Below are 19,235 nucleotides of genomic sequence, written 5' to 3'. Positions count from 1 at the left end.
GGTGCCGACGATTGTGACGCTTTGGGCGCTGATGAGCTCCTGGCTGCGGACTGCATACCGCCCGTAGCGACTGCGGATCTCTCATTGATCATCGCGCTGCGGCTCTGCCGTATGCGCCGGCTATGAGATCTTCGAGCAAAGTCGGACCGGTCGGCGCCCAACCGAGCAGTTCGCGCGTGCGCGCGCTGGAGGCGGACATCGTCAGTCCGAAAAATCTGCCGACAAAGCCGAAATGCGTACTGGCTTCCTCCCGCGCGATCGAGACCGCCGGGATGCCGAGCGCGCTGCCGATGGCCTCGGCGATCGTCCGGGTGGAGATCGCTTCCTCCGCGACTGCATGCAGACGCGACCCGGCCGGCGCCCGCTCGATCCCCAGCCGGATAAGCCGGGCTGCATCGGAACGGTGCACCGCGGACCACGCGTGCGCCCCGTCGGCGATATACCCGGATACGCCATGCTTGCGCGCGGCGGACATCAGAAAGTTGACGAAGCCCCAATCCCCGGCTCCATGAACCGTCGGCGCGAATCGGACAATGACGGTCCGTACGCCGCGATCGACGTAGTCTAGCGCGAGGTTCTCCGCGCCGCCCCGTCTGGCGCTCGGTCCGACGGCAGGCGAGGGATCCGTCTCCAATGCCGGCCGGTCCAGCGCAAGATCCGATAAGCCGTTCGCAACCAGAAACGGACGGTCGCTGCCTGCCAGCGCCTCGGCGAGCGTCTCTACCGCGGCCCGCTCGGCACGGTCCGACTCCGCCGGGTTCGCCCAATCGTGCTTGTTGGCCAGATGGACGACAGCATCCGCTTCGGTCGCTCCGCGGCGCAGGGAATCGAGATCGTCGAGATCTCCGCGCAAGGCCGTCGCTCCCTTCGCACGGAGCGACGCCTCAGCCGCCTCCGACCTTGCCAGCCCTGCGACTTCGTGGCCCGCCTCCAATAGGTCGTCCACGACGGCGGATCCGATCCACCCCGTTGCTCCCGTTACAAATACACGCATGTACGTTGCCCCCTTGCGGCCCTTCGGCGGGCCGGCTTTTCATTTACGGCGCTCGCACCGTTAGAAACCGCGCTTAAAACGACGCCAGCTCCGCCATTAACGAGACACCATGTCTCATAATATACATGATTCGATACACGGTGTCCATTAACTAATTGATTTAGCCTCCCGCGCTTAGGATGTCCGCCTTCCTGAGACATGGACAAAGAAAGCGGTCCCCCTGTATAGTGGAGGCATGGAAAAAGAAAATTCAGTTGGCGGCCGCCCCCGCAGCGAGCAAGCCAGAGCGGCAGTGCTGCATGCGGTCGACGACCTCTTGGTCGAAATCGGCTATGCGGAGATGACGATGAAAGGCATTGCCGAGCGCGCCGGCGTGTCCCGGCAGACGGTGTACCGCTGGTGGTCCAGCAAGGCGGAGATCCTGTTCGAGGCCAGCGCGATCGATGCCAAGCTTGAACTCGCGATCGTCCCCGCCGACTCGCCGCTGGCGGAACTCACCGCTTACTTAGAGGCGCTCGTGCGCTTCCTCGCGCATTCGCCGGCCGGCGCCGCCTATCGGGCGCTCCTTGGCGAAGCGCAGCATGACGGCGCCGTGGCCAAGCTGCTGTCCGCAAACGATCCGCTCGGCGATAGCGCCCGGGTCGTGATCGAGCGCGCCTTCGGAGCGGAGGCGCTGCCCGTCCCGCCGGATCAGGCTACGGCCCTGCTCATCGGTCCGGCCTTCTTCTGGATTCTGAGCGGTCGCGAGCCCGACCAGCTCTTCCCCCGGCGATTGGCCGAGGACTTCGTCCGAGACCTGCAGGCCAGGCAATCTCGCTGATCGGCTCATTGACGCATCGTACGGACCGTCTCCAATCCGCATGAAGAAAACCGTCAGAGGAAAATCGCGAGGCCACTGATAAAGTCCGGATAAGGGTGCGGAACAGCATATGGAATGGAAAACGAGCCTCTAGAATCGCTTCTAAGGCTCGTTCCGCGTTCAGGAAGACATTTTTGCCCCCTAAAATCTATTCCTTTTCTGAAGTCAGCAGTTTTTCAGTTTAAGGATTGGCGATATCCGAAACCGGAGTCGCGCGGAAAGCCTGCCGCCGGCTCATCCGATAGCCGTTCCAATGGACCCGCGTATCGTCGCCAGCGTCGTTCTTTCGGCGCAATGCCTGCAAATATACATCTTTTTATGCCGATATCGACCCTTTTGAACAGAATAGATGCCAAAGCGCAGTTATTTACCTTAATCAGCCGAATTTCCGGCTTGCGCGTTGCATTTACCTGCATATTTGCAGGTATTTCATCAAGTATCGCGCGTCGGCAGAAAATACCTGTACAAATGCAGGTTTTTCGACCGCCAAACATCCGAAAAGCGCCGGCACGCCTAAAGCGCGCTCACCTTTCCGTGTATGGCCGCCCAATTATACTTTCAAATGATCCTCACAGCAAAACGGAAGCCCTCGGCCTCGGCTTCCGTTCGTTTCGCATTTTCTGTTTTCGGCAATCAGCTTGCTACCCCTCACAGGCTTGTCAGCCAGTCGGCCAACTCCTCGGTCTGGCTTAGAATCGCGATCGGATCCCAGTAGCCGGAGCGGGCGCTGGTCCACAGAAATACATGATTGTTCTTGACGGCCGGCAGCGAGCCCCAGATCGGGTCCGCTTTAAGCTCGTCCAGCGTCTTCGAATCGGAGGTCAGAACGATATAGTCTCCCGCGTACTTCGGCAATAGTTCGGCAGAGAATGCCGCCCAGCCCGGATCGGCCATCTCGGCGGCGACCGCCGCAGGAGGCTTGAACCCGAATCCGTTGTAGATCGGCTGTCCGCCCTTGCCGTAGTCGGTTCCGACGGCCATCAGCTCTTTTCCGTTGAGTTCGATAACCGAAAACGTGCTGTCCCCGGGTACGGCCTTCAAAACGCGTTCTTTGGCGCTCGCGATACGGCTGTCGTAGTCCGCGAGCCATGCGTCGGCCTTTTCCTTTTCGCCCAGCAGGTCGCCGAAATAAGAGACCTCTTCGTGCACCGTCTTCAGCGAAGCGTAGGGGATAACGACCGTAGGCGCAATTTTGGCCAACTGCTCGTTCACCTCCGGATAGAAATCGTCCACGATGATCAGGTCCGGCTTCAGCGCCAATATCTTCTCTGCGTTGCCGTTGCCGTCCCCGATATTTTCGACGCCCTTCAAATATTGCTGAAAATACGGATTTTTAATGTGATGATCGGACGTGCCGACCGGTGTAATGCCCAGCGCGATCAGGCTGCCGAGATACTCGCCTGCCACGATTCGCTTCGGATGAGCGGGGATTTCCACCTCGCCGTTTACCGTTTGTACTTTTTTAGTCTGCGGCTCCGCCGAAGCGGCCGTCGTCTCGCTCGGACTCGGCTGCGAAGCGGCCGTCTCCGTCGCCGCCCCGTTCGAGCCGCATGCACTGAGCAGCAGCATGAGACTTAACAGCAGTGCCGATGCCAGCGTGGGCCTTCCCTGTTTAAACATGATATCTCCCTCTCCGCTTTCCTGATACTGATAATCGTTATCATCAAAATCAGTATATGGAAACGGATCGGGAGGGACAATGGAGGATCCCATGGTTATGGTAGGACGATCTGCTCGTTTCTTCTTTTCGGCATGCGATTCTCTATAACTTATAGGGGAAACGCCTTTGTACTTTTTGAACAGCCTGCCCAGATAGCCCGGATCTTGATAGCCGACGCCCGCCGCGATCTCCTTGAGCGTCGCATCCGTCTCGCGCAGCAGTGCCGCCGCCTTATCGATGCGAACCTTGATCAAGTAGTCGATCGGACTGAGTCCCGTCCGCAGCTTAAAGTACGACGATAAATGGGGAACGCTATAATTCAGGCGCTCCGATAGCGATTCGAGCGTGATCGTATCCGCATAATGTTCATGAATGATGGCCGCGACCTGGGAAGCCAGATCTCGCTTGGCCGGGCGTTGGCCATGCTCCGGCATCTGCTGCAGCAGCTCGTGCGCGAACTGATAGAGCAGCGTCCGGGCGCGCAAACGCGCTAGCGGCTGCGGCTTCCCCCAGGCCCGGAACATATCGGCCGCAATCCGATGCAGCGCTGCCGGATGGTCCGGCGCGACGCTGTAAGACCGCTCGATAGGCCGCCCCCCCTCCAACAAAGCGGCTAGCTCGGACGAGATCGAGGTGCCAATGACGGCCTTGTAATAGATGCTATAGTAATCCAGCCCCGCGCTACTCGCGACGAGGTCGAGCATGGCGCCTTTGCCTGCATGAAGCACCGCGAAGCGCAGCATCCGGCGAGCTTCGCCGTCCAGGCGGGCTGTGGCGTCGCCGCGAACGGACATCAAAAACATGCTGGAAGGCACGCGGTAGCCGCGTATGGACTCGCCCGCTCTCATCGTGATACGGCGAACGTCTACCACCTTGCAGTCGGCATGATTCCATAACGCGATCTGCTGATTGACGTCCATGCCGCGCCTCCCCTCTTGGTTCCCCTGTTCAACGATAGATTTAGATCGCCTTCATCCGATTGTTCCTCGGATGATGCTCGACCTCCGCCAAGCCCAGCGCTTCCATCAGCGGCGGGATGTACATGCCGAACCGCCCCCGAAAACCCTTCTTGAGTCCGTACCAGCCGCCGACCGGATTGTCCGCCGACCGGGCCCACGCCTCTACGGTTTCTTCCTTCGCCGGCTTCTGTTCGTCCGCACTGCCCAGCTCAACCCAGTCGCCGCGCTGCCGCAGCATCGCATGCAAGTCGTCCAGACAGCGATAGTCATAATGCAGCACCGTCTTGCCCACCGTGCAGACGAGAATGTCCTTGCCGTCCTTCTCGTCCTTGTACATCTCGTATTCGGACGTCTGCGGCGGCGTCTTGAGCTTCCAAGGATTTTCCTTCGTACCTAATGTGGACACCGATTCGACCTCCGTCCGTTTGTTTATGCTTTTGGTATAGTGTATCCCATCGGAATGCCCGCAACAAACGCCGCCTATCTTCCTGTTGACTTAAACCATGGTTCAAGTCGTATCCTATTGTTGTCGACATGATTGCATATAACTTGGAGGCCTCCGGATGAAATACCGTTCCATCAGCGAAGCATCGGCCGAGCTCGATATTCCCGACTCCACGATCCGATATTACGAAAAAATGGGGCTGCTGCCGTTAATCGAGCGCGACAAAGCCGGGAGAAGAATCTTTTCGGAAGATCAGATGACGCTCCTCGGCACCGTCATGTGCTTGAAGAACACGCATATGCCGATCAGCGACATCAAGCAATACGTGGATTGGATCGTAGAGGGGGACAGCACGCTCGAGCGCCGGCTCGAGATGATGAACAACCACAAGCAAGCCGTGCTGGACGAGATGGCGTTGATGACGGAAAGCTTGAAAGGCATTGATTATAAAATCGACCGGTATGCCAAGCAGCTCGGACGAAAATAAACGGAGAAGAGGAAATTGCATGAGACTAACGGATAATACGATCCTGATCACGGGCGGGAGTGCCGGCATCGGCCTCGCTTTTGCGGAGCGATTCCTGAAGGCAGGCAATCGGGTCATCATCTGCGGCAGGCGCGAGCAAGCGCTGCAGCAAGCCAAGGAGAAGTACCCCGACCTCATCACTTGCGTATGCGATCTGGCTGACGCGTCCGAGCGCACCGCCTTGTTCGAATGGATCGCCGCCAACCATCCGGAGGTCAACGTATTGGTAAACAATGCCGGGATTCAACAGCGATTTAATGTGCTGAAGGCGGATGCAAAAAACGATTGGTCTGCGCTGAGCCAGGAGATCGCCACCAACATCGAGGCCCCGTTCCACCTCTCCATGCTCTTCGCTCCGTTTTTTGCAGCCAAGGAAGCGGCAGCTATTATCAACGTGACGTCCGGCTTGGCCTTCACGCCGTTTGCGATCGCTCCGATCTATTCGGCGTCCAAGGCGGCGCTCCATTCCTTTACCATGAGTCTCAGGCTCCAGCTGTCCGATACTTCCGTAGAAGTGATCGAGATCGCGCCGCCGGCTGTCAATACGGACTTGGGCGGTACGGGACTGCACGTGCACGGGGAGCCGCTGGATGCCTTTGCGGACGGCATCTTTCAGGGGCTTGAAGCGGGGTTGGCGGAGATCGGCTACGGCACTTCGGTCGGCCGTCTGCGCATGTCGCGGGACGAGATCGATCAATACGCGGAAAAGATGTACGAAGCTACGAAAAACGCGATTGAATAAGAAAGAGCGGCGGCAGTTAAAAAGCCCGCCCTTCGGCAAACGGCCGGAGCGGTTGGGCTTTTTTTTCAACAAAAAAATGTTCTTATTCGAGAACAATTTATTGTAAATCAATAAATTGCATGCTAAGATCACATCACCATATATAAGCGGGGTGCTGGAAATGAAACGGAAAACGCTCATGCTGCGGGCGGTCATATTTCTGATCGGAATCGCGGTTCTTGCCTTGTGCGTCGTCGGGCTGCCTTCGACCTTCGACGATGCGGCCGCGAATTATCCGATGTGGACCTACTTGCCTCTATTCATCGGCATGTATGCCTCGGCGATTCCTTTTTATGCCGCATTGGTCCAGACGATGCGCCTTTTACGCTATATCGACGACAACAAAGCGTTTTCGGCTTTGTCCGTCCGAGCGCTCTACGTCATCAAATACTGTGCGTGCGCGATCAGCCTCCTGTATGCCGCATGCATCCCTTTCCTCTATCAGATTGCCCAAAAGGTCGATGCGCCCGGCGTCCCGGCGATCGGCTTCGTCATCGCGTTCGCTTCCTTCGTCATCGCCGTCTTTGCCGCCGTGCTGCAGAAGCTGCTCCAGAACGCCATCGATATACAATCGGAAAACGAATTAACGATCTGAGGTGAACCCTGTGGCGATTGTCATCAACATCGATGTCATGCTGGCGAAGCGCAAAATGAGCGTGACCGAGCTGTCGGAGCGGGTCGGGATCACGATGGCCAACCTGTCCATTCTTAAGAACGGGAAGGCGAAGGCGATCCGCATCTCGACGCTGGAAGCGATCTGTAAGGCGTTGAAGTGTCAGCCCGGCGATATTCTGGAATACACGGATGAAGAGGAGAACGCGCAATGAATCTTCTAAGTCTGAGGAGAGCGGCCGATACGGTGGGCCTTCCCCGCAGTATGCGGCAGCTCGTGCGTTTCGGTTGGGTGCAATCCATGTCCTGCGTGTTTCCCGTCGTCATCTTCGTCTCCCTTGCCGCGACCCAGCAATTCCCCCTGCCCTGGCTGCCCCGTTACGACTGGCTGCTCCTGATTTGCCTGGCCATGCAGGCGTGGATGCTGCTCGCCGGACTTGAGACGCGCGACGAGCTCAAGGTCATTACCGTGTTCCATCTGATCGGCCTCGCGCTGGAGCTGTTCAAGGTACATATGGGGTCCTGGGCGTATCCCGGGGAGGGTTGGGCGAAGGTCGGCGGCGTTCCGCTTTACAGCGGATTCATGTATGCGAGCGTAGCCAGCTACCTCTGCCAGGCGTGGCGGCGCATGCATGTCCGTCTGGAAGGTTGGCCGCCGCTCCGGCTCGCCGTCCCGCTTGCCGCCTCCATTTACCTGAACTTTTTTACGCACCACTATTGGATTGACCTTCGCTGGTGGCTGTCGGCTCTCGTGCTGATCGTATTCCGACGGGCTTGGGTGACCTATCAGGTCGGCCGGCGCCGTTACCGGATGCCGCTCGTCCTGACCTTCGCGCTGATCGGCTTCTTCATCTGGATCGCCGAGAACGTCGCCACCTACTTCAACGCCTGGAAGTATCCCAATCAATCCGACACCTGGCATCTCGTATCGCTCGGCAAGATCAGCTCCTGGCTGTTGCTCGTCATTATCAGTTTTCTCATTGTTGCTTCGCTGAAGCAGGTGAAGGAGCGGCGGCTTCCCGATACCTCCGTTTCCCGCGATTCCACTTCCCGATTTATCCGCTAAACGGCGATGCCATCAGCAGGATTCAACACGGTTTGTGTCGAATTTCGGCTGTAAGCAAAGGAAGTTAGCTTAAATTGGGAAGGTTGGAACGATCATGCCACGTTCGCCTCGCGTTTTGATCAGCATCATGTCTGTAACGTCTGTCGTTCTTCTCCTGGCGTACGCGTACCTCGCCTCTTTCCCCGGCCACGACACGATGTACGACCTGCCCCGTTTCCACTTTTATGTGATCTCTCCGACGCTCCTGGCGTTGGCCGTCAGCGCGATCATCCTGGGTTGGACGGGAATCCGGCTGCGGGACATCAGCGTACTCATGCTGGCGCTGGCCATCTTGTCGCTAAACGGTTTTTTTCTGATCCACGCACTGTCGACCCCGGGCTTCATTATCCACGATCAGTACCATCTAGCCGGCGTTGCCTCACAAGTCGCGTTGACGACCTGCGCAGCCTGGATCTTTCTCTCCACGCTGTCTTCGGATCATCCCTTTATTCGCAGCTTATCCAAACATCGGAGGCGGATCGTCGTCGGCTGGGTGGCGCTGATCGTCCTGTTGAATGTTGCGGCGCTGGTGAACCCCGACCTTTCCGAATTCATTCCGATCGATATCGAGCCGCTGAATTACCTCATGGCGGCGATTACCGTCCTTCTGTTCATTTTCGCTGCCGTCCGATATTATCAGCAGTTCCGCATCGTCCAGTTTCCGTTGCATGCAGCCATCGTATTCGGCTCCGTACTGCTGGCGATCACCGAATGCTTCATGATCAGCACCATGATGTGGACCCTCGCCTGGTGGCTGTACCATGTCGTTCTCGCTGCGTCGGCCCTGCTGCTGTTGTACGGCATTATCGCCCAGTACCGGTCGAACGTCGCAGTGAAGCAGACTTTCCAGCAGGATAACCGGCAGTCGTCGCAAGGCCAGCTGCGTATCAGCATCTCCGGCAGCATGCAGGATCTGATCGTCGCCACGGAGACGAAGGATGCTTATACGGCGGGCCACAACTACCGCGTCGCCATGTACGGGCTGCAGCTTGCACAGTCCATGAAGCTGGATGCGGAGATGCTCCTGGCGCTCGCCCGCGGCGGACTCATCCACGACGTCGGGAAGACCCAGACCCCCGGCGAGATTCTGAATAAACCGGGAAAACTGGATGCCAACGAGCGGCTCGTCATCGAGCAGCATCCGGTGGTCGGCTACGAGATGTGCAAGTATATCGGCTTCATGAGCGAAGAGCTGTCCGTCATCCGCCACCATCACGAAAAGTGGGACGGAACGGGTTATCCGGACAAGCTCAAGGGCACGGAGATCTCGCTGCTCGCCAGAATCCTTGCCATTGCGGACGTGTACGACGCGTTGACCTCGCGAAGATCCTACCGCGAGCCATGGCCGCAGGAACGCGCGCTGCAGGTTATCGTCGAGGGCAGCGGCTCGCACTTCGATCCTGATTGCGTCTCTGCCTTTGTCCGGCTTTGCGAGAGCGGCCAGCTGCTCGTGCCTGACGAGGGCGACCGGATGCATTAGTCCGTGTAAATGATAAACGGCTCTTCGGATGGGCGCCTTAAGCGCGTCCATCCGAAGAGCCGTTTTTTATTTGTCGAGGTTCGCAATCGTTTCCTTGACCGTGTGCAAGTCTCCGACGATGCGATACGAGCCTCGCAGCGGCACATAACCCAGGCTTTGATTCACCTTCAGGATAGCGCCGTTTAAAGAGTCGTTGTCCGTCTTCAAGTAGACGGCGCCTTGCCGCTTGGCCAGCTGAACGGCGCGGATCTTGAGCGCTTGCGCGATCTTGCGGCCCCGGTATTCCCGGCGGACGCCGGTGTATTCATGGTACAAACCGCCGGTCGCTTCTTTGTAAGGAATATTCGATACGGCGGCGTACCTGCCATCCTTTACGTCGACTGCAAGCAGCACCCGCTCGGGGGCATAGCCCTCGACCCGCAAGTGCCACTTCGACCATTCCTCCCGATCGGGCACCTCGCCCATAAACCCCGGAATATCGGCAAGCGTCTCCAGATAGACCTGATAGATCTCTGCTTCGTTTTCTTCCGTCACGCCTTCTTCCGCGAAGGTCCGGATCCGGATGCCTTCCGCTTCCAGCCGCTCGAACAGACCGGTTTCATTCAGAATCTCCGGCTTCGCCGTCTCGAGGTCCAGCACGGATTGGAAGGCATGCCGGTCCGCCGAAAATCCTCTCCGCTCGGCGAAGGCGCGCGCTTCCGGATCGTCGTCCCAGATCTCCGCGACAAGCTTGGCGGCACCCAGCCCTTCGCCCCACTGCACCAAATGCCGCAGCAGCCGGTCGCCGATGCCTTGTCCGCGATATTCCTTTTTCACGACGACGGTAGTTGAGATAGCCCGGTTCGGTCCAGGGCGCCCGCCACGACCAGACATAGCCGACGATCAGATCGTCCCCGGTCACCGCGACATAACGCGTGCGGTCATAGCCGGCCAGCAGCCCATTGTCATCCATGTACGTATGGCCGACCTCGAACAGACGCGCATCGTCTTCCTGCAGGCGCTCCGCGGATATCGGCTCCGAGAAAAAGGCGTTCAGCAGCGTCGCCAATCCCTCATAATCCTCGGGTACCTTTAAAGGCCGCAGCTCGTAACTTGTTCCCATGCCTCTCACGCCTTTTTTATCCAGCTTATCATGGGATTGCCCGTTATGTCCCGGTTATTCCGGACGGATCGTCACTGCTCCTTCGAAAAGTCCGTCGAGAAGGCGAGCTCCTTCTGCGCCTCCAGCGCTTCGAGACGGCCGGTGAGCGCTTTGTGAATTGCCAGGTAGGAGTCGCTGCCCAGCGCGATTCTTTTAGGCGCCGGATGCTGGTCGACGCTGTCGATCATGATCTTGGCCATTTTCGCAGGATCACCCATCGACACGGCCGTCTTATCCTCGGCAATGCGCCTGGCGCCGGCGGCCGGAGAGATGTCGTAAGCTTCCATTCGAGGACCCAGCTTCAAGCTGTGATGCCTGAAATTCGTTCGCGCTCCGCCCGGTTCTACGATAGTCACGCCGATGTTGAACGGCGCGACTTCCTGCATCACCGCTTCGGCAAAGCCCTCCATTCCCCATTTTGTCGCGTGATACAGGGAGCCTCCCGGGAATGCGGCCTGCCCGCCTACCGTAGAGAGCTGGATGATGCGACCGCAGCCTTGCGCGCGCAAGTGCGGCAGGACAGCGCGCACCAGCTGGATAGAGCCGATCAGATTGGTGTTGATCTGATGGGTGATCTGCTCGTTGGTCAGCTCCTCCGCCGCGCCGATCAGGCCGTATCGCAGGCCGCTTAAGATCGGCGCTTCCGCCGCCGTTTTTGTTAACATCCATCATGACGATCGCTACCGCCTGGGCCTCGACCAATCCCTTTGGCCCGTCGCTTAATCCGGAAGCCGCGAAGGATGTGGACGCCTTGCGAGCGTCCGTCGCCAGCGCGGTCAAGCTGCTGGTTCAAGCCGACCTCCCCGCGGACCGCCCGTAGCCGTGATAACTGCTGAGCCAGTAGGAGCCAGCAGCAGCCTTCGCCGCCGCACGCTTGCACGCAAAAAAGGGAACTCTCCGGACTTCGGAGAGTTCCCTTTTTATATCCTGCTCTTCTCGATTACTGATTGATCTGACCGCCATCCACCGTGTAGATCGACTGCGACACGTACGAAGCGTCATCCGACAGCAGGAAGACGGCTACGCTCGCGACTTCCTCCGCTTCCCCGTATCGGCCTAGCGGAACCGCGGCGCCGAATGCTTTTCTTGCGCCCTCGGCATCCTCCGGCACCGTGTTTTTTTCGATCTGACGCATCATGCGGGTGTTGATGACCCCCGGAGCCACCGCGTTCACTCTGACGCCGAACGGCGCGGCTTCCAGCGCGACGACCTTGGTCATGCCGATCACCGCATGCTTGGAGCTGTTGTAGCCGACGAAACCAGGCGATCCGATTAATCCGGCACCCGAAGCCGTATTTACGATGCTGCCATAGCCTTGCTTTTTCATCACGGGAACGACGTATTTCAGTCCCAGGAACGCGCCTTTTACGTTGACGTTAAGCACCAGCTCAAAGGTATCGGTCGGATAATCCTCGACGTTGGCGGTAATGCCCTCGATCCCGGCGTTGTTGAAGAAACCGTCGATCCTGCCGAACTTCGCGACCGTGGCGTCGACATACGCTTTGACCTCTTCTTCCTTTGCCACGTTAGCTTGCAGTGCGATCGCCCGCGATTCATCCAGTCCCAGTTCGGCGATGGCTTGGTTCACCGCGTCCAGGTTCAAATCGACCAGCGCAAGCTTTGCGCCTTGATCCGCCAGCTTTTTCGCAGTCGCTTTGCCGATGCCGCCTGCCGCGCCCGTCATAATGATGACTTTATCGTTAAATGAACTCATGGTTGGCACCTCTCCTTATTGAGCTGTATAGCCGCCGTCGACGGTCAAGCTATTGCCGGTCATAAACGACGAATCGTCGCAAGCCATGAAGAGCACGGCTTTGGCCATCTCCTCGGCTTGGCCGAGACGCTTCATCGGCGTGAGCTGGGCCAGCGCCTGCTTGCTTTCTTCCGGAATAATAGGCGTATCGATAAAACCGGGGCATAATGAGTTAATGCGAATATGCTGTTCGGCATATTCGAGCGCGAGCGAGCGCGTCAAATTAATGACCCCGCCCTTGGCCGCATTATAGGCAGCCGACCCGGGCGAGCCGACCCAGCCGTACATCGATGCCGTGTTGACGATCGCGCCTCCGCCGGTCTTCAGCATCTCGCGGATCGCTTCGCGTGCGACCAGGAAGACGCCATCCAGGTCGACGTTCACGGTGTTGCGCCACTCCGAGTAGGCCAGGTCGTGCGAAGAATGCACGCGCCCGATGCCGGCATTGTTGAAGACGACATCCACCCTGCCGAAGGCCTCGACGGTTTGCTTAAAAATATGAGCGACTTCTTCTTCATTCGTGATATTGGCTTTAACAAACAGCGCATCGGCGTTAAGCGCCTTGAGCTCGCTCTCGAACGCCTTGCCCTTTTCTTCATTTAAATCGACGAGGACCACCTTGGCTCCCTCGGTTACGAATAATCTTGCCGTAGCCGCGCCGATTCCGGATGCTCCTCCGGTAATGACGGCCACCTTGTTCTGCAGTTTGCCCATCGCTGACGCCTCCAGTAAAATATGTCGTAATAGTCTCAGGCAGCGCCGCCAATTGTGACTATCTTGTTCACAATTTAATTGTACTATTTTGATCACAGTTAACAATCATCAACAAATCGCGGAGTGTCTACCTCGTAGACAGATGGCGCCAAAGTGTCTTTTTTGGAGGGAGTATCGGGTTGAATAACGATAAATCCGCGACGTCGCCGCGGCGGGATCGGACGAACGAGCATTTAAAATCGGCCCTGACGAAGCTCATCAAGGAAAAGGGCTTCCACGCCGTAACCGTCAGAGATATCGTCGATTGTGCCGCCTATAATCGCAGCACGTTCTACGCGCACTATCAGGACAAATTCGAGCTTGCGGAGGATTTGCTGACTTCCATGCTTCACGGGCTGGAGGCTGCCGTCGGCCAGCCCTACGTTCACGGACAAAAAGTGTATACGGAGAAGCTGAACGCACCGTCCTTTAATATCGTCGCCTACATTTACGAACACCGGGATTTTTTCGAGTTGATTAAATACGGGGATACGCTGCCGGGATTGCTCGCGGAATTTCCGCAAACGATCCTGAAGATCTACCAGGAGCAGTTCGTTTTCGAGACGATCAACAACATCCCCGTGAACATGGACTACTTCAAGCGCTACACCGCCTACGGCTTTTATGGGCTTGTACTCAATTGGATCCGGAACGACTTCAAGGCGTCGAAGGAGGCATTCATCCAGGAGGTAATCGAGCTCACCAAGACGCATATGTATTCGTTCAAGTATGTGGGGAAATAAAAGCTGTTACACCGTAATTGTGCAGCTTCACGCCCGGTACCCAGTCCGTCTCGCCGTTCTCGCGTATCGTGCACCATAATTGTGCATCTTCATGCCTGGCACCCGCACTCGCACGCCAACATACATTGACAATCCAATAAACCTGAATTAGGATTAGAATGAACATTCGATCTATCGTCTTGATGCGATCCGGCATCTCGATGGCATTCCGAGTCTTGATGCCTTCGAAGTCTTGATGCGATCTAACGTGTTGATGATAATGCGCGTTAATCTGATGTTTCGATGGTACTCGGAGTCTTGACGAGATTAGATCGAACGTTCTATCGAAAAATTGGAGGGATTCGCATGACAAAGACAGTATTCATCACGGGCACGAGCTCCGGACTTGGCAAGCTGACGGCCATTCGTTTTGCACAAATGGGCTGGAACGTCGCGGCGACCATGCGTACGCCCGAAAAGGAAACCGAGCTTTCGGCTTACGAGAACATCCGGATCTTCAAATTGGACGTTACCGACGTCGGGCAGGTCCGTTCCGCCGTGGAAGAAGCGATTGCCGCATTCGGAAAAATCGACGTCGTCGTCAATAATGCCGGCATGGGCACTTACGGTCCGCTGGAATTGGCCCAAGAGAACGATATCGATTGGCAGTTCGCCGTCAATACGCGAGGTCCGATCAACGTCATACGCCGTTTTTTGCCTCATTTTAGAGCGAACGACGGCGGCATGTTCATCAATATCAGCTCCTTCATGGGGATCACGACAGCCGTACCGCTCGGTTCGCTGTACAATATGTCCAAGTTTGCTTTGGAGGGATTGACGGAGGGACTGTATTACGAGTTGAAGCCGTTCAATATCGAGCTCCGACTGATTGAGCAAGGCGGCTCCGCGGGAAACAAGTTCAAAGAGAGCATCGTATGGAACCGCGACGAGCAGATCAGGGACTACGACGACATGATCGGAAAATTGGAGCAGGTCATGAACACGGCGGGCGATAGCGGCCAGCTAGACGACCCGCAGACAATCGTGGACGCCATCGTCGCCCAGGCGACGGGCGAGAGCAGAAAATTCCGTACGGTAGTCGGCGCGGCGGGCAACGGCCTGATGGCGCTTCGGAACGCAATGCCGATCGAAGATTACCTGGAGAAAATGGCCGAAAGCTATCGGTGACGCCTGCTTGGCCCCTATTCCCCGATACTGCAAATGAACGGACTGCGCTTGCATCCTTCGCGCTGTATTGACTGACAAAAGCATTATGTATATGCTGTTTAGAATGAACGTTCGTTTGGTATCGGGAATGGGGGACTTCCAATGTTCGAGTCTTACAACAAGGTGCAGCGCGCCGTCCTCGAGACGACGCTCGACATTATTATCCGCAAGGAATTGCAGGCCACCTCGATGTCGCTCATCGCGAAGGAGTCGCGGGTATCGACGGGCAATATTTATCATTACTTTCAGAGCAAAGAGGATATCGTCAACGAGCTGTACAAAGCCGTCGTCACTTTCAACGGCGAGTACGTGCGGGCAGGCCTGGCGCAAGGGGAGACGATCCGCGAAAAATTCGAATTAGGCTGGCAGCGGGTCGTCGACCTCGGCAAGCAATATCCGCAGGGCTTTCAATTCATCGAGCAGTATTCCTTCTCGCCCTACATTTACGACGAAGTGAAGAAAGCCGTCTATGTCGGCGGCTGGTGCGGCCCCATGAACCAATTGTACGAGGAAGCGATTCAGCAGAAGCTGTTCATCGCGCTCGATCCCGGCATGATGGTGCAAATGCATTACGGGTCGTTCGTCTACATCCTGAAGGCGCACCTGCAAGGGGTCATCGAATTAACGCCCAACCATGTAAATGAGGTCATCCGTTCGTGCTGGATGGGCGTGCAGCTTGCGGATCTGCCCGTGTCGGGTTGACGGCAGGAACATTCCCTTCAACGTGCGTGCATTGACGCAAATGGTTAGACGATCAAACTTGATTTGTATGGAACACCTGTCGATGGCTCATCCGCCAGTTCGTTCCGATGGGTTGGGCGATCGTCGCCCGCGCTATTCTTTCTTTCGCCGTATGCCTGCATATATACATCTATTTCGGCCGATGTCGGCCCTTTTAAACAGAAAAGATGCAAATGTGCAGCTTTTTTCTTCCATCGGTCCCATTCCCGGCATATGATTTGAATTTACCTGCACATTTGCAGGTTTTTCATTAAGTGTCGCTGGTCGAAAGAAAATACATGTACGGATGCAGGCTTTTCGACCCGCAAAACTTCGAAAAGCCCTGGCATGCCGAAAGTACGCTTGCTGCTGCGAATTGCCGCCAAATTTGTACTTTCTGATCTATATAGCAAGCAAAAGGCACCCGCACGGGTGCCCATCTGCCTCCCGCTCGAGTGCTTCGCATTGCTTCTTGCATTGCTTTTTGCTTTGCTTCTTGCATTGCTTCTTGCTTTGCTTCCTGCCTTGCTTCTTGCTTTAGTTCTTGCTTTGCCTCTTGCATTGCTTCTTGCTTTGCCTCTTGCATTGCTTCTTGCTTTGCCTCTTGCCTTACTTTCTGCCCTTCGACAGCATGAAGGCCGGAACGACCGCCAGCACGGTGAAGCCGAAGGACCACCAGAATGCCGCCTGATAAGCGTGGGCGACCGCATCGATGCCGGCAACCGCCGCGCTTCTGATCTGGCGATCGATGACGGTCGCCAGAATCGCCGAGCCGAAGGCGCCCCCGATCGTCTGGAAGATCCGCGTCGAGGTGCTGGCGTGCGGAATCTGCTGCTTGCTCAGCCCCGTATAGGCGGACACCATGATCGGGATAAAAATGCCGTTTAATGCCGCCCCTCGCACGAACTGCGCGATCGCAAGCAGGACATGATTCGTATTTGCTCCGGAGAGCGCAAAGGGAATCGTACCGATCGCCGTCACCGCCAGGCTAAGCAGCACGATATTGCGCGAGCCCATCCGATCCGCCAGCCCGCCGATCCAGCTCCGCGTCGCCAGCATGCCAAGCCCTTGCGGAATCAGCAGCAGGCCTGTATACAGCACGCTCTCGCCGCGCACTTGCTGGTAATACAGCGGCAGCAGCAGCATCGCCCCGTTCATCACCATCCCCGTCAGGAACAGCGTCACGTTCGAAGCGAGAAAATGACGCGAGCGGAACAGCCGCAGATCGAGCAGCGGCGACTGCTTCATGCGCAGCGCATAGACGATGTATGCTCCCGTCAAGACGATCCCGCCCGCCAGCGGGAGCGAAGCCTTCAGGTTGCTCAAGCCGCCATGCGTGCTGGCCTCGGATATGCCGTAGATAAGGCCGGCAAATGCTGGAGACAATAGTAGCAGACCCATGAGGTCAAGCCTCGGCTTGTCCCGTGCCGGTTCGTCGGTCGGAATATGGCGCCAGCTCAGCCAGATCGCGACGAGCATGATCGGGATATTCACGTAAAAAATCCAGCGCCAATCGAGGTTTTGGATGAGCAGACCGCCGATGACGGGACCGAGAATCGGGCCGATCAACGCGGGAATGCTGATGATCGCGATGAGCCTCCCGAGATTGCGGCCGCCTGCCGATTGCACAAGCACGTTTTGCATCGTCGGAATGAGCAGCCCCGCGCCGACGCCCTGCAGCAGCCGGAAGCCGATCAGACTGCCGGTATTCCAGGCCACCGAACACAAGACGGATGAGACCAGGAAAATGACGAGCGAGAATACATACACCTTTTTGCCGCCGAAGCGCTGTATCGCCCATCCCGAGATCGGGACCGCCAATCCCATCGTGAGTACGTAACCCGTCACGACCCATTGGATCGCGGACACCGTGCTGTGCAGGTCGGCTGCCAGCTTGTCGATGGCCACGTTGATCATGGTCGAGTCCAGCTGGGACGCGACGGCGCCGAAGACGAGGATCAGTGCGATCCTCAGCACGCCGGCGTCTATTTTTTCTTTGAGCGGCTTGGACGCTCGCGCCTCCGTCTGTACGCTTGCCATAGAAAGTCACCTCTTCGTTCTTTTAGAGTACGGTACGTACCGTACCTTATAACAATAAGATATGCGATTGCAGCGAGAAATGCAATATACTAAATAAAAAGCGCTCCAAAGTCACAAGAATGTTGAGAGGGTAAAGCGATGGCCAAAACGAAAAAGGAGCCGGCTGCGGGCGGCAGCGCCGGTACGCGCCGCAGGGGCGACGTGCTTGAAAACGCGATTCTCCAGGCGGCCTGGGACGAGCTGGAGACGACCGGCTATAACCGTCTGACGATGGAAGCCGTGGCCGTGCGGGCGCAGACCAACAAGACGGCGGTCTACCGGAGATGGCCGAACAAAGCGAAGCTCATTATCGCCGCTCTCGTGAAGTTCGCGCCCAAGCCTTCCTTCGAAGCTGCGGACACGGGCGATCTGCGGACGGATGTGCTGACCTTCCTGCAAGGGATCTTGAAGCCGCTGCAAGCGATCGGCCCCGAGACCATCCATGGCCTCATGAGCGAATACCCCGGCCAGGAGCACCCGATGTCGAAGCCCCTGCCGCCGCGGTCCGAGGACGCGCTCTTCGCCGCCATGAAGGCGATCGTCGGCCATGCGGAGAAGCGCGGCGAGCTGCTGCCGGGCCAGCTGTCCGAGCGCGTCATCTCCCTTCCGGTCGACCTGCTGCGCTACGAGATGCTCACCACGCACGGCCGAGTAACCGAGGACACGGTCGCCCAGATCGTGGACGAGCTGTTCCTGCCGCTGGTCCGGACCGCAGTCCAAGCCGAATGAGAAGAAGCCCGTCTGCATCGATTGCAGACGGGCCTCTTTTTTTAAAGCTTGCATATTGTCTCAAACTGCTGTAATATAAGAAACCTGACCAACGATCATATGATCGACAGACTTGTTTTACTGCCGCGGGGTGGAGCAGCCCGGTAGCTCGTCGGGCTCATAACCCGAAGGCCGCAGGTTCAAATCCTGCCCCCGCAACCAACTTACAATTTCAACTCGGCACATATAGCAATGCCCCTTGGCCACCGGAGTGGACGAGGGGCATTTTTATTATTTATACAACACTTTTTCCACGTTGTACTTAGCTTTATATTCGTTAATAATGTACGTCTCGTAAATTTCCCGATGGACGGCATCCTCGACCAGACAAACCTCGATTTTCGTCACTTCGTTCCGCTTGTCCTTGATGACCGACGCCGCATCCTCGAAGTGCTTCTTGATCCGCGGCCTCAGCTTCCGCGCCTTGCCGACGAACAGGAGCTCATCCTTGTCGTTATAGAACATAAAGATTCCCGCTTTATCTCTGGGGATCAGGATAAAATCCGTAAATCCGTAGATGTGGCTTAACTCGGGCGCTTCCTGCTTGTGAATCGTGACATCCGGCGTAGGTACCGTTATTTGTATCATGAACATCCACTCTCTCTTGTGCGTCATATTATTTTGGGCTTCTGGTCCGTATTACATTCTATC

At 57.0% G+C, this 19,235-nt stretch carries 22 protein-coding genes and 1 tRNA gene; 13 read left to right on the top strand and 10 right to left on the bottom strand.

Translation table 11 applies throughout. From position 1 onward, the window contains the following. Positions 1 to 88 precede the first annotated feature (88 nt). Positions 89 to 994: an SDR family oxidoreductase gene (locus tag ACFSR7_RS16905; RefSeq protein ID WP_378163512.1), complete on the bottom strand. Its 906-nt coding sequence runs from the start codon at positions 992 to 994 to the stop codon at positions 89 to 91. Between the two features lie 235 nt (positions 995 to 1,229). On the opposite strand from ACFSR7_RS16905, the gene ACFSR7_RS16900 reads away from it, so the two are divergent. Then, positions 1,230 to 1,814, top strand: a complete 585-nt coding sequence (locus ACFSR7_RS16900) for a TetR/AcrR family transcriptional regulator (RefSeq protein ID WP_378163510.1) — start codon at positions 1,230 to 1,232, stop codon at positions 1,812 to 1,814. Positions 1,815 to 2,501: 687 nt separating this feature from the next. On the opposite strand, the gene ACFSR7_RS16895 is transcribed toward ACFSR7_RS16900, so the two are convergent. Beyond that, positions 2,502 to 4,433 (bottom strand): AraC family transcriptional regulator, encoded by a 1,932-nt coding sequence (locus tag ACFSR7_RS16895; protein WP_378163508.1) that lies wholly within the window; start codon positions 4,431 to 4,433, stop codon positions 2,502 to 2,504. A gap of 40 nt (positions 4,434 to 4,473) precedes the next feature. Then, entirely contained in the window at positions 4,474 to 4,878 is a 405-nt protein-coding gene (locus ACFSR7_RS16890; protein ID WP_378163506.1) for a DUF6855 family protein, read from the bottom strand. Positions 4,879 to 5,035: 157 nt separating this feature from the next. Here ACFSR7_RS16890 and ACFSR7_RS16885 point away from each other — a divergent pair, with 157 nt between their 5' ends. From ACFSR7_RS16885 to ACFSR7_RS16860, 6 genes are all read left to right on the top strand, one after another. Continuing rightward, on the top strand, positions 5,036 to 5,404 hold the full coding sequence (locus ACFSR7_RS16885) for a MerR family transcriptional regulator (RefSeq protein WP_378163504.1): 369 nt from the start codon (positions 5,036 to 5,038) through the stop codon (positions 5,402 to 5,404). Between the two features lie 19 nt (positions 5,405 to 5,423). Continuing rightward, positions 5,424 to 6,185, top strand: a complete 762-nt coding sequence (locus ACFSR7_RS16880) for an SDR family oxidoreductase (protein WP_378163502.1) — start codon at positions 5,424 to 5,426, stop codon at positions 6,183 to 6,185. A gap of 160 nt (positions 6,186 to 6,345) precedes the next feature. After that, the gene (locus ACFSR7_RS16875; RefSeq protein ID WP_378163500.1) at positions 6,346 to 6,819 is read left to right on the top strand and encodes a DUF2975 domain-containing protein; all 474 of its coding nucleotides are present in this window, start codon (positions 6,346 to 6,348) and stop codon (positions 6,817 to 6,819) included. 10 nt (positions 6,820 to 6,829) lie between these two features. Beyond that, positions 6,830 to 7,051: a helix-turn-helix domain-containing protein gene (locus tag ACFSR7_RS16870; protein WP_378163498.1), complete on the top strand. Its 222-nt coding sequence runs from the start codon at positions 6,830 to 6,832 to the stop codon at positions 7,049 to 7,051. After that, a complete protein-coding gene (locus tag ACFSR7_RS16865) occupies positions 7,048 to 7,902 on the top strand; it encodes a DUF817 domain-containing protein (RefSeq protein WP_378163496.1) in 855 nt (284 codons plus the stop codon). Before ACFSR7_RS16870 ends, ACFSR7_RS16865 begins: the two co-directional genes overlap by 4 nt. A 94-nt stretch (positions 7,903 to 7,996) precedes the next feature. Continuing rightward, positions 7,997 to 9,421: an HD-GYP domain-containing protein gene (locus ACFSR7_RS16860; RefSeq protein WP_378163494.1), complete on the top strand. Its 1,425-nt coding sequence runs from the start codon at positions 7,997 to 7,999 to the stop codon at positions 9,419 to 9,421. 66 nt (positions 9,422 to 9,487) lie between these two features. Here ACFSR7_RS16860 and ACFSR7_RS16855 read toward each other — a convergent pair whose 3' ends face one another. Further along, positions 9,488 to 10,294 carry a GNAT family N-acetyltransferase gene (locus ACFSR7_RS16855; protein ID WP_378163492.1) on the bottom strand — a complete coding sequence of 269 codons (807 nt, stop codon included), beginning with the start codon at positions 10,292 to 10,294 and terminating at the stop codon, positions 9,488 to 9,490. 300 nt (positions 10,295 to 10,594) lie between these two features. Next, the gene (locus ACFSR7_RS16850; RefSeq protein WP_378163490.1) at positions 10,595 to 11,227 is read right to left on the bottom strand and encodes an SDR family NAD(P)-dependent oxidoreductase; all 633 of its coding nucleotides are present in this window, start codon (positions 11,225 to 11,227) and stop codon (positions 10,595 to 10,597) included. 5 nt (positions 11,228 to 11,232) lie between these two features. Here ACFSR7_RS16850 and ACFSR7_RS16845 point away from each other — a divergent pair, with 5 nt between their 5' ends. Beyond that, positions 11,233 to 11,382 (top strand): hypothetical protein, encoded by a 150-nt coding sequence (locus tag ACFSR7_RS16845; protein ID WP_378163488.1) that lies wholly within the window; start codon positions 11,233 to 11,235, stop codon positions 11,380 to 11,382. Positions 11,383 to 11,502: 120 nt separating this feature from the next. On the opposite strand, the gene ACFSR7_RS16840 is transcribed toward ACFSR7_RS16845, so the two are convergent. Both ACFSR7_RS16840 and ACFSR7_RS16835 read right to left on the bottom strand, forming a co-directional pair. Next, positions 11,503 to 12,276: an SDR family NAD(P)-dependent oxidoreductase gene (locus ACFSR7_RS16840; RefSeq protein WP_378163486.1), complete on the bottom strand. Its 774-nt coding sequence runs from the start codon at positions 12,274 to 12,276 to the stop codon at positions 11,503 to 11,505. 15 nt (positions 12,277 to 12,291) lie between these two features. Beyond that, complete coding sequence (locus ACFSR7_RS16835; protein WP_378163484.1) at positions 12,292 to 13,029, bottom strand: SDR family NAD(P)-dependent oxidoreductase; 738 nt, start codon at positions 13,027 to 13,029, stop codon at positions 12,292 to 12,294. 179 nt (positions 13,030 to 13,208) lie between these two features. Here ACFSR7_RS16835 and ACFSR7_RS16830 point away from each other — a divergent pair, with 179 nt between their 5' ends. From ACFSR7_RS16830 to ACFSR7_RS16820, 3 genes are all read left to right on the top strand, one after another. Beyond that, complete coding sequence (locus ACFSR7_RS16830; RefSeq protein WP_378163482.1) at positions 13,209 to 13,811, top strand: TetR/AcrR family transcriptional regulator; 603 nt, start codon at positions 13,209 to 13,211, stop codon at positions 13,809 to 13,811. A 345-nt stretch (positions 13,812 to 14,156) separates the two neighbouring features. Beyond that, positions 14,157 to 14,978, top strand: a complete 822-nt coding sequence (locus ACFSR7_RS16825) for an SDR family oxidoreductase (RefSeq protein WP_378163480.1) — start codon at positions 14,157 to 14,159, stop codon at positions 14,976 to 14,978. A gap of 141 nt (positions 14,979 to 15,119) precedes the next feature. Continuing rightward, positions 15,120 to 15,719 carry a TetR/AcrR family transcriptional regulator gene (locus tag ACFSR7_RS16820; RefSeq protein ID WP_378163478.1) on the top strand — a complete coding sequence of 200 codons (600 nt, stop codon included), beginning with the start codon at positions 15,120 to 15,122 and terminating at the stop codon, positions 15,717 to 15,719. Between the two features lie 289 nt (positions 15,720 to 16,008). On the opposite strand, the gene ACFSR7_RS16815 is transcribed toward ACFSR7_RS16820, so the two are convergent. After that, positions 16,009 to 16,323 carry a hypothetical protein gene (locus tag ACFSR7_RS16815; RefSeq protein WP_378163476.1) on the bottom strand — a complete coding sequence of 105 codons (315 nt, stop codon included), beginning with the start codon at positions 16,321 to 16,323 and terminating at the stop codon, positions 16,009 to 16,011. Between the two features lie 23 nt (positions 16,324 to 16,346). Beyond that, positions 16,347 to 17,777, bottom strand: a complete 1,431-nt coding sequence (locus tag ACFSR7_RS16810; protein ID WP_378163474.1) for an MDR family MFS transporter — start codon at positions 17,775 to 17,777, stop codon at positions 16,347 to 16,349. A 138-nt stretch (positions 17,778 to 17,915) separates the two neighbouring features. Here ACFSR7_RS16810 and ACFSR7_RS16805 point away from each other — a divergent pair, with 138 nt between their 5' ends. Together ACFSR7_RS16805 and ACFSR7_RS16800 are read left to right on the top strand one after the other, a co-directional pair. Further along, positions 17,916 to 18,545 carry a TetR/AcrR family transcriptional regulator gene (locus ACFSR7_RS16805; protein WP_378163473.1) on the top strand — a complete coding sequence of 210 codons (630 nt, stop codon included), beginning with the start codon at positions 17,916 to 17,918 and terminating at the stop codon, positions 18,543 to 18,545. A 124-nt stretch (positions 18,546 to 18,669) separates the two neighbouring features. Then, a tRNA-Met gene (locus ACFSR7_RS16800) sits at positions 18,670 to 18,746 on the top strand. A 69-nt stretch (positions 18,747 to 18,815) separates the two neighbouring features. On the opposite strand, the gene ACFSR7_RS16795 is transcribed toward ACFSR7_RS16800, so the two are convergent. After that, on the bottom strand, positions 18,816 to 19,172 hold the full coding sequence (locus ACFSR7_RS16795) for a nucleotide excision repair endonuclease (protein ID WP_378164620.1): 357 nt from the start codon (positions 19,170 to 19,172) through the stop codon (positions 18,816 to 18,818). Between the last annotated feature and the right edge of the window lie 63 nt (positions 19,173 to 19,235).

It is taken from the genome of Cohnella sp. GCM10020058, from assembly GCF_042683485.1.
Taxonomy (GTDB): Bacteria; Bacillota; Bacilli; order Paenibacillales; family Paenibacillaceae; genus Cohnella.
Note: the sequence above shows the minus strand (reverse complement) of the source record. Positions and strands in the feature narration are given on the sequence as shown.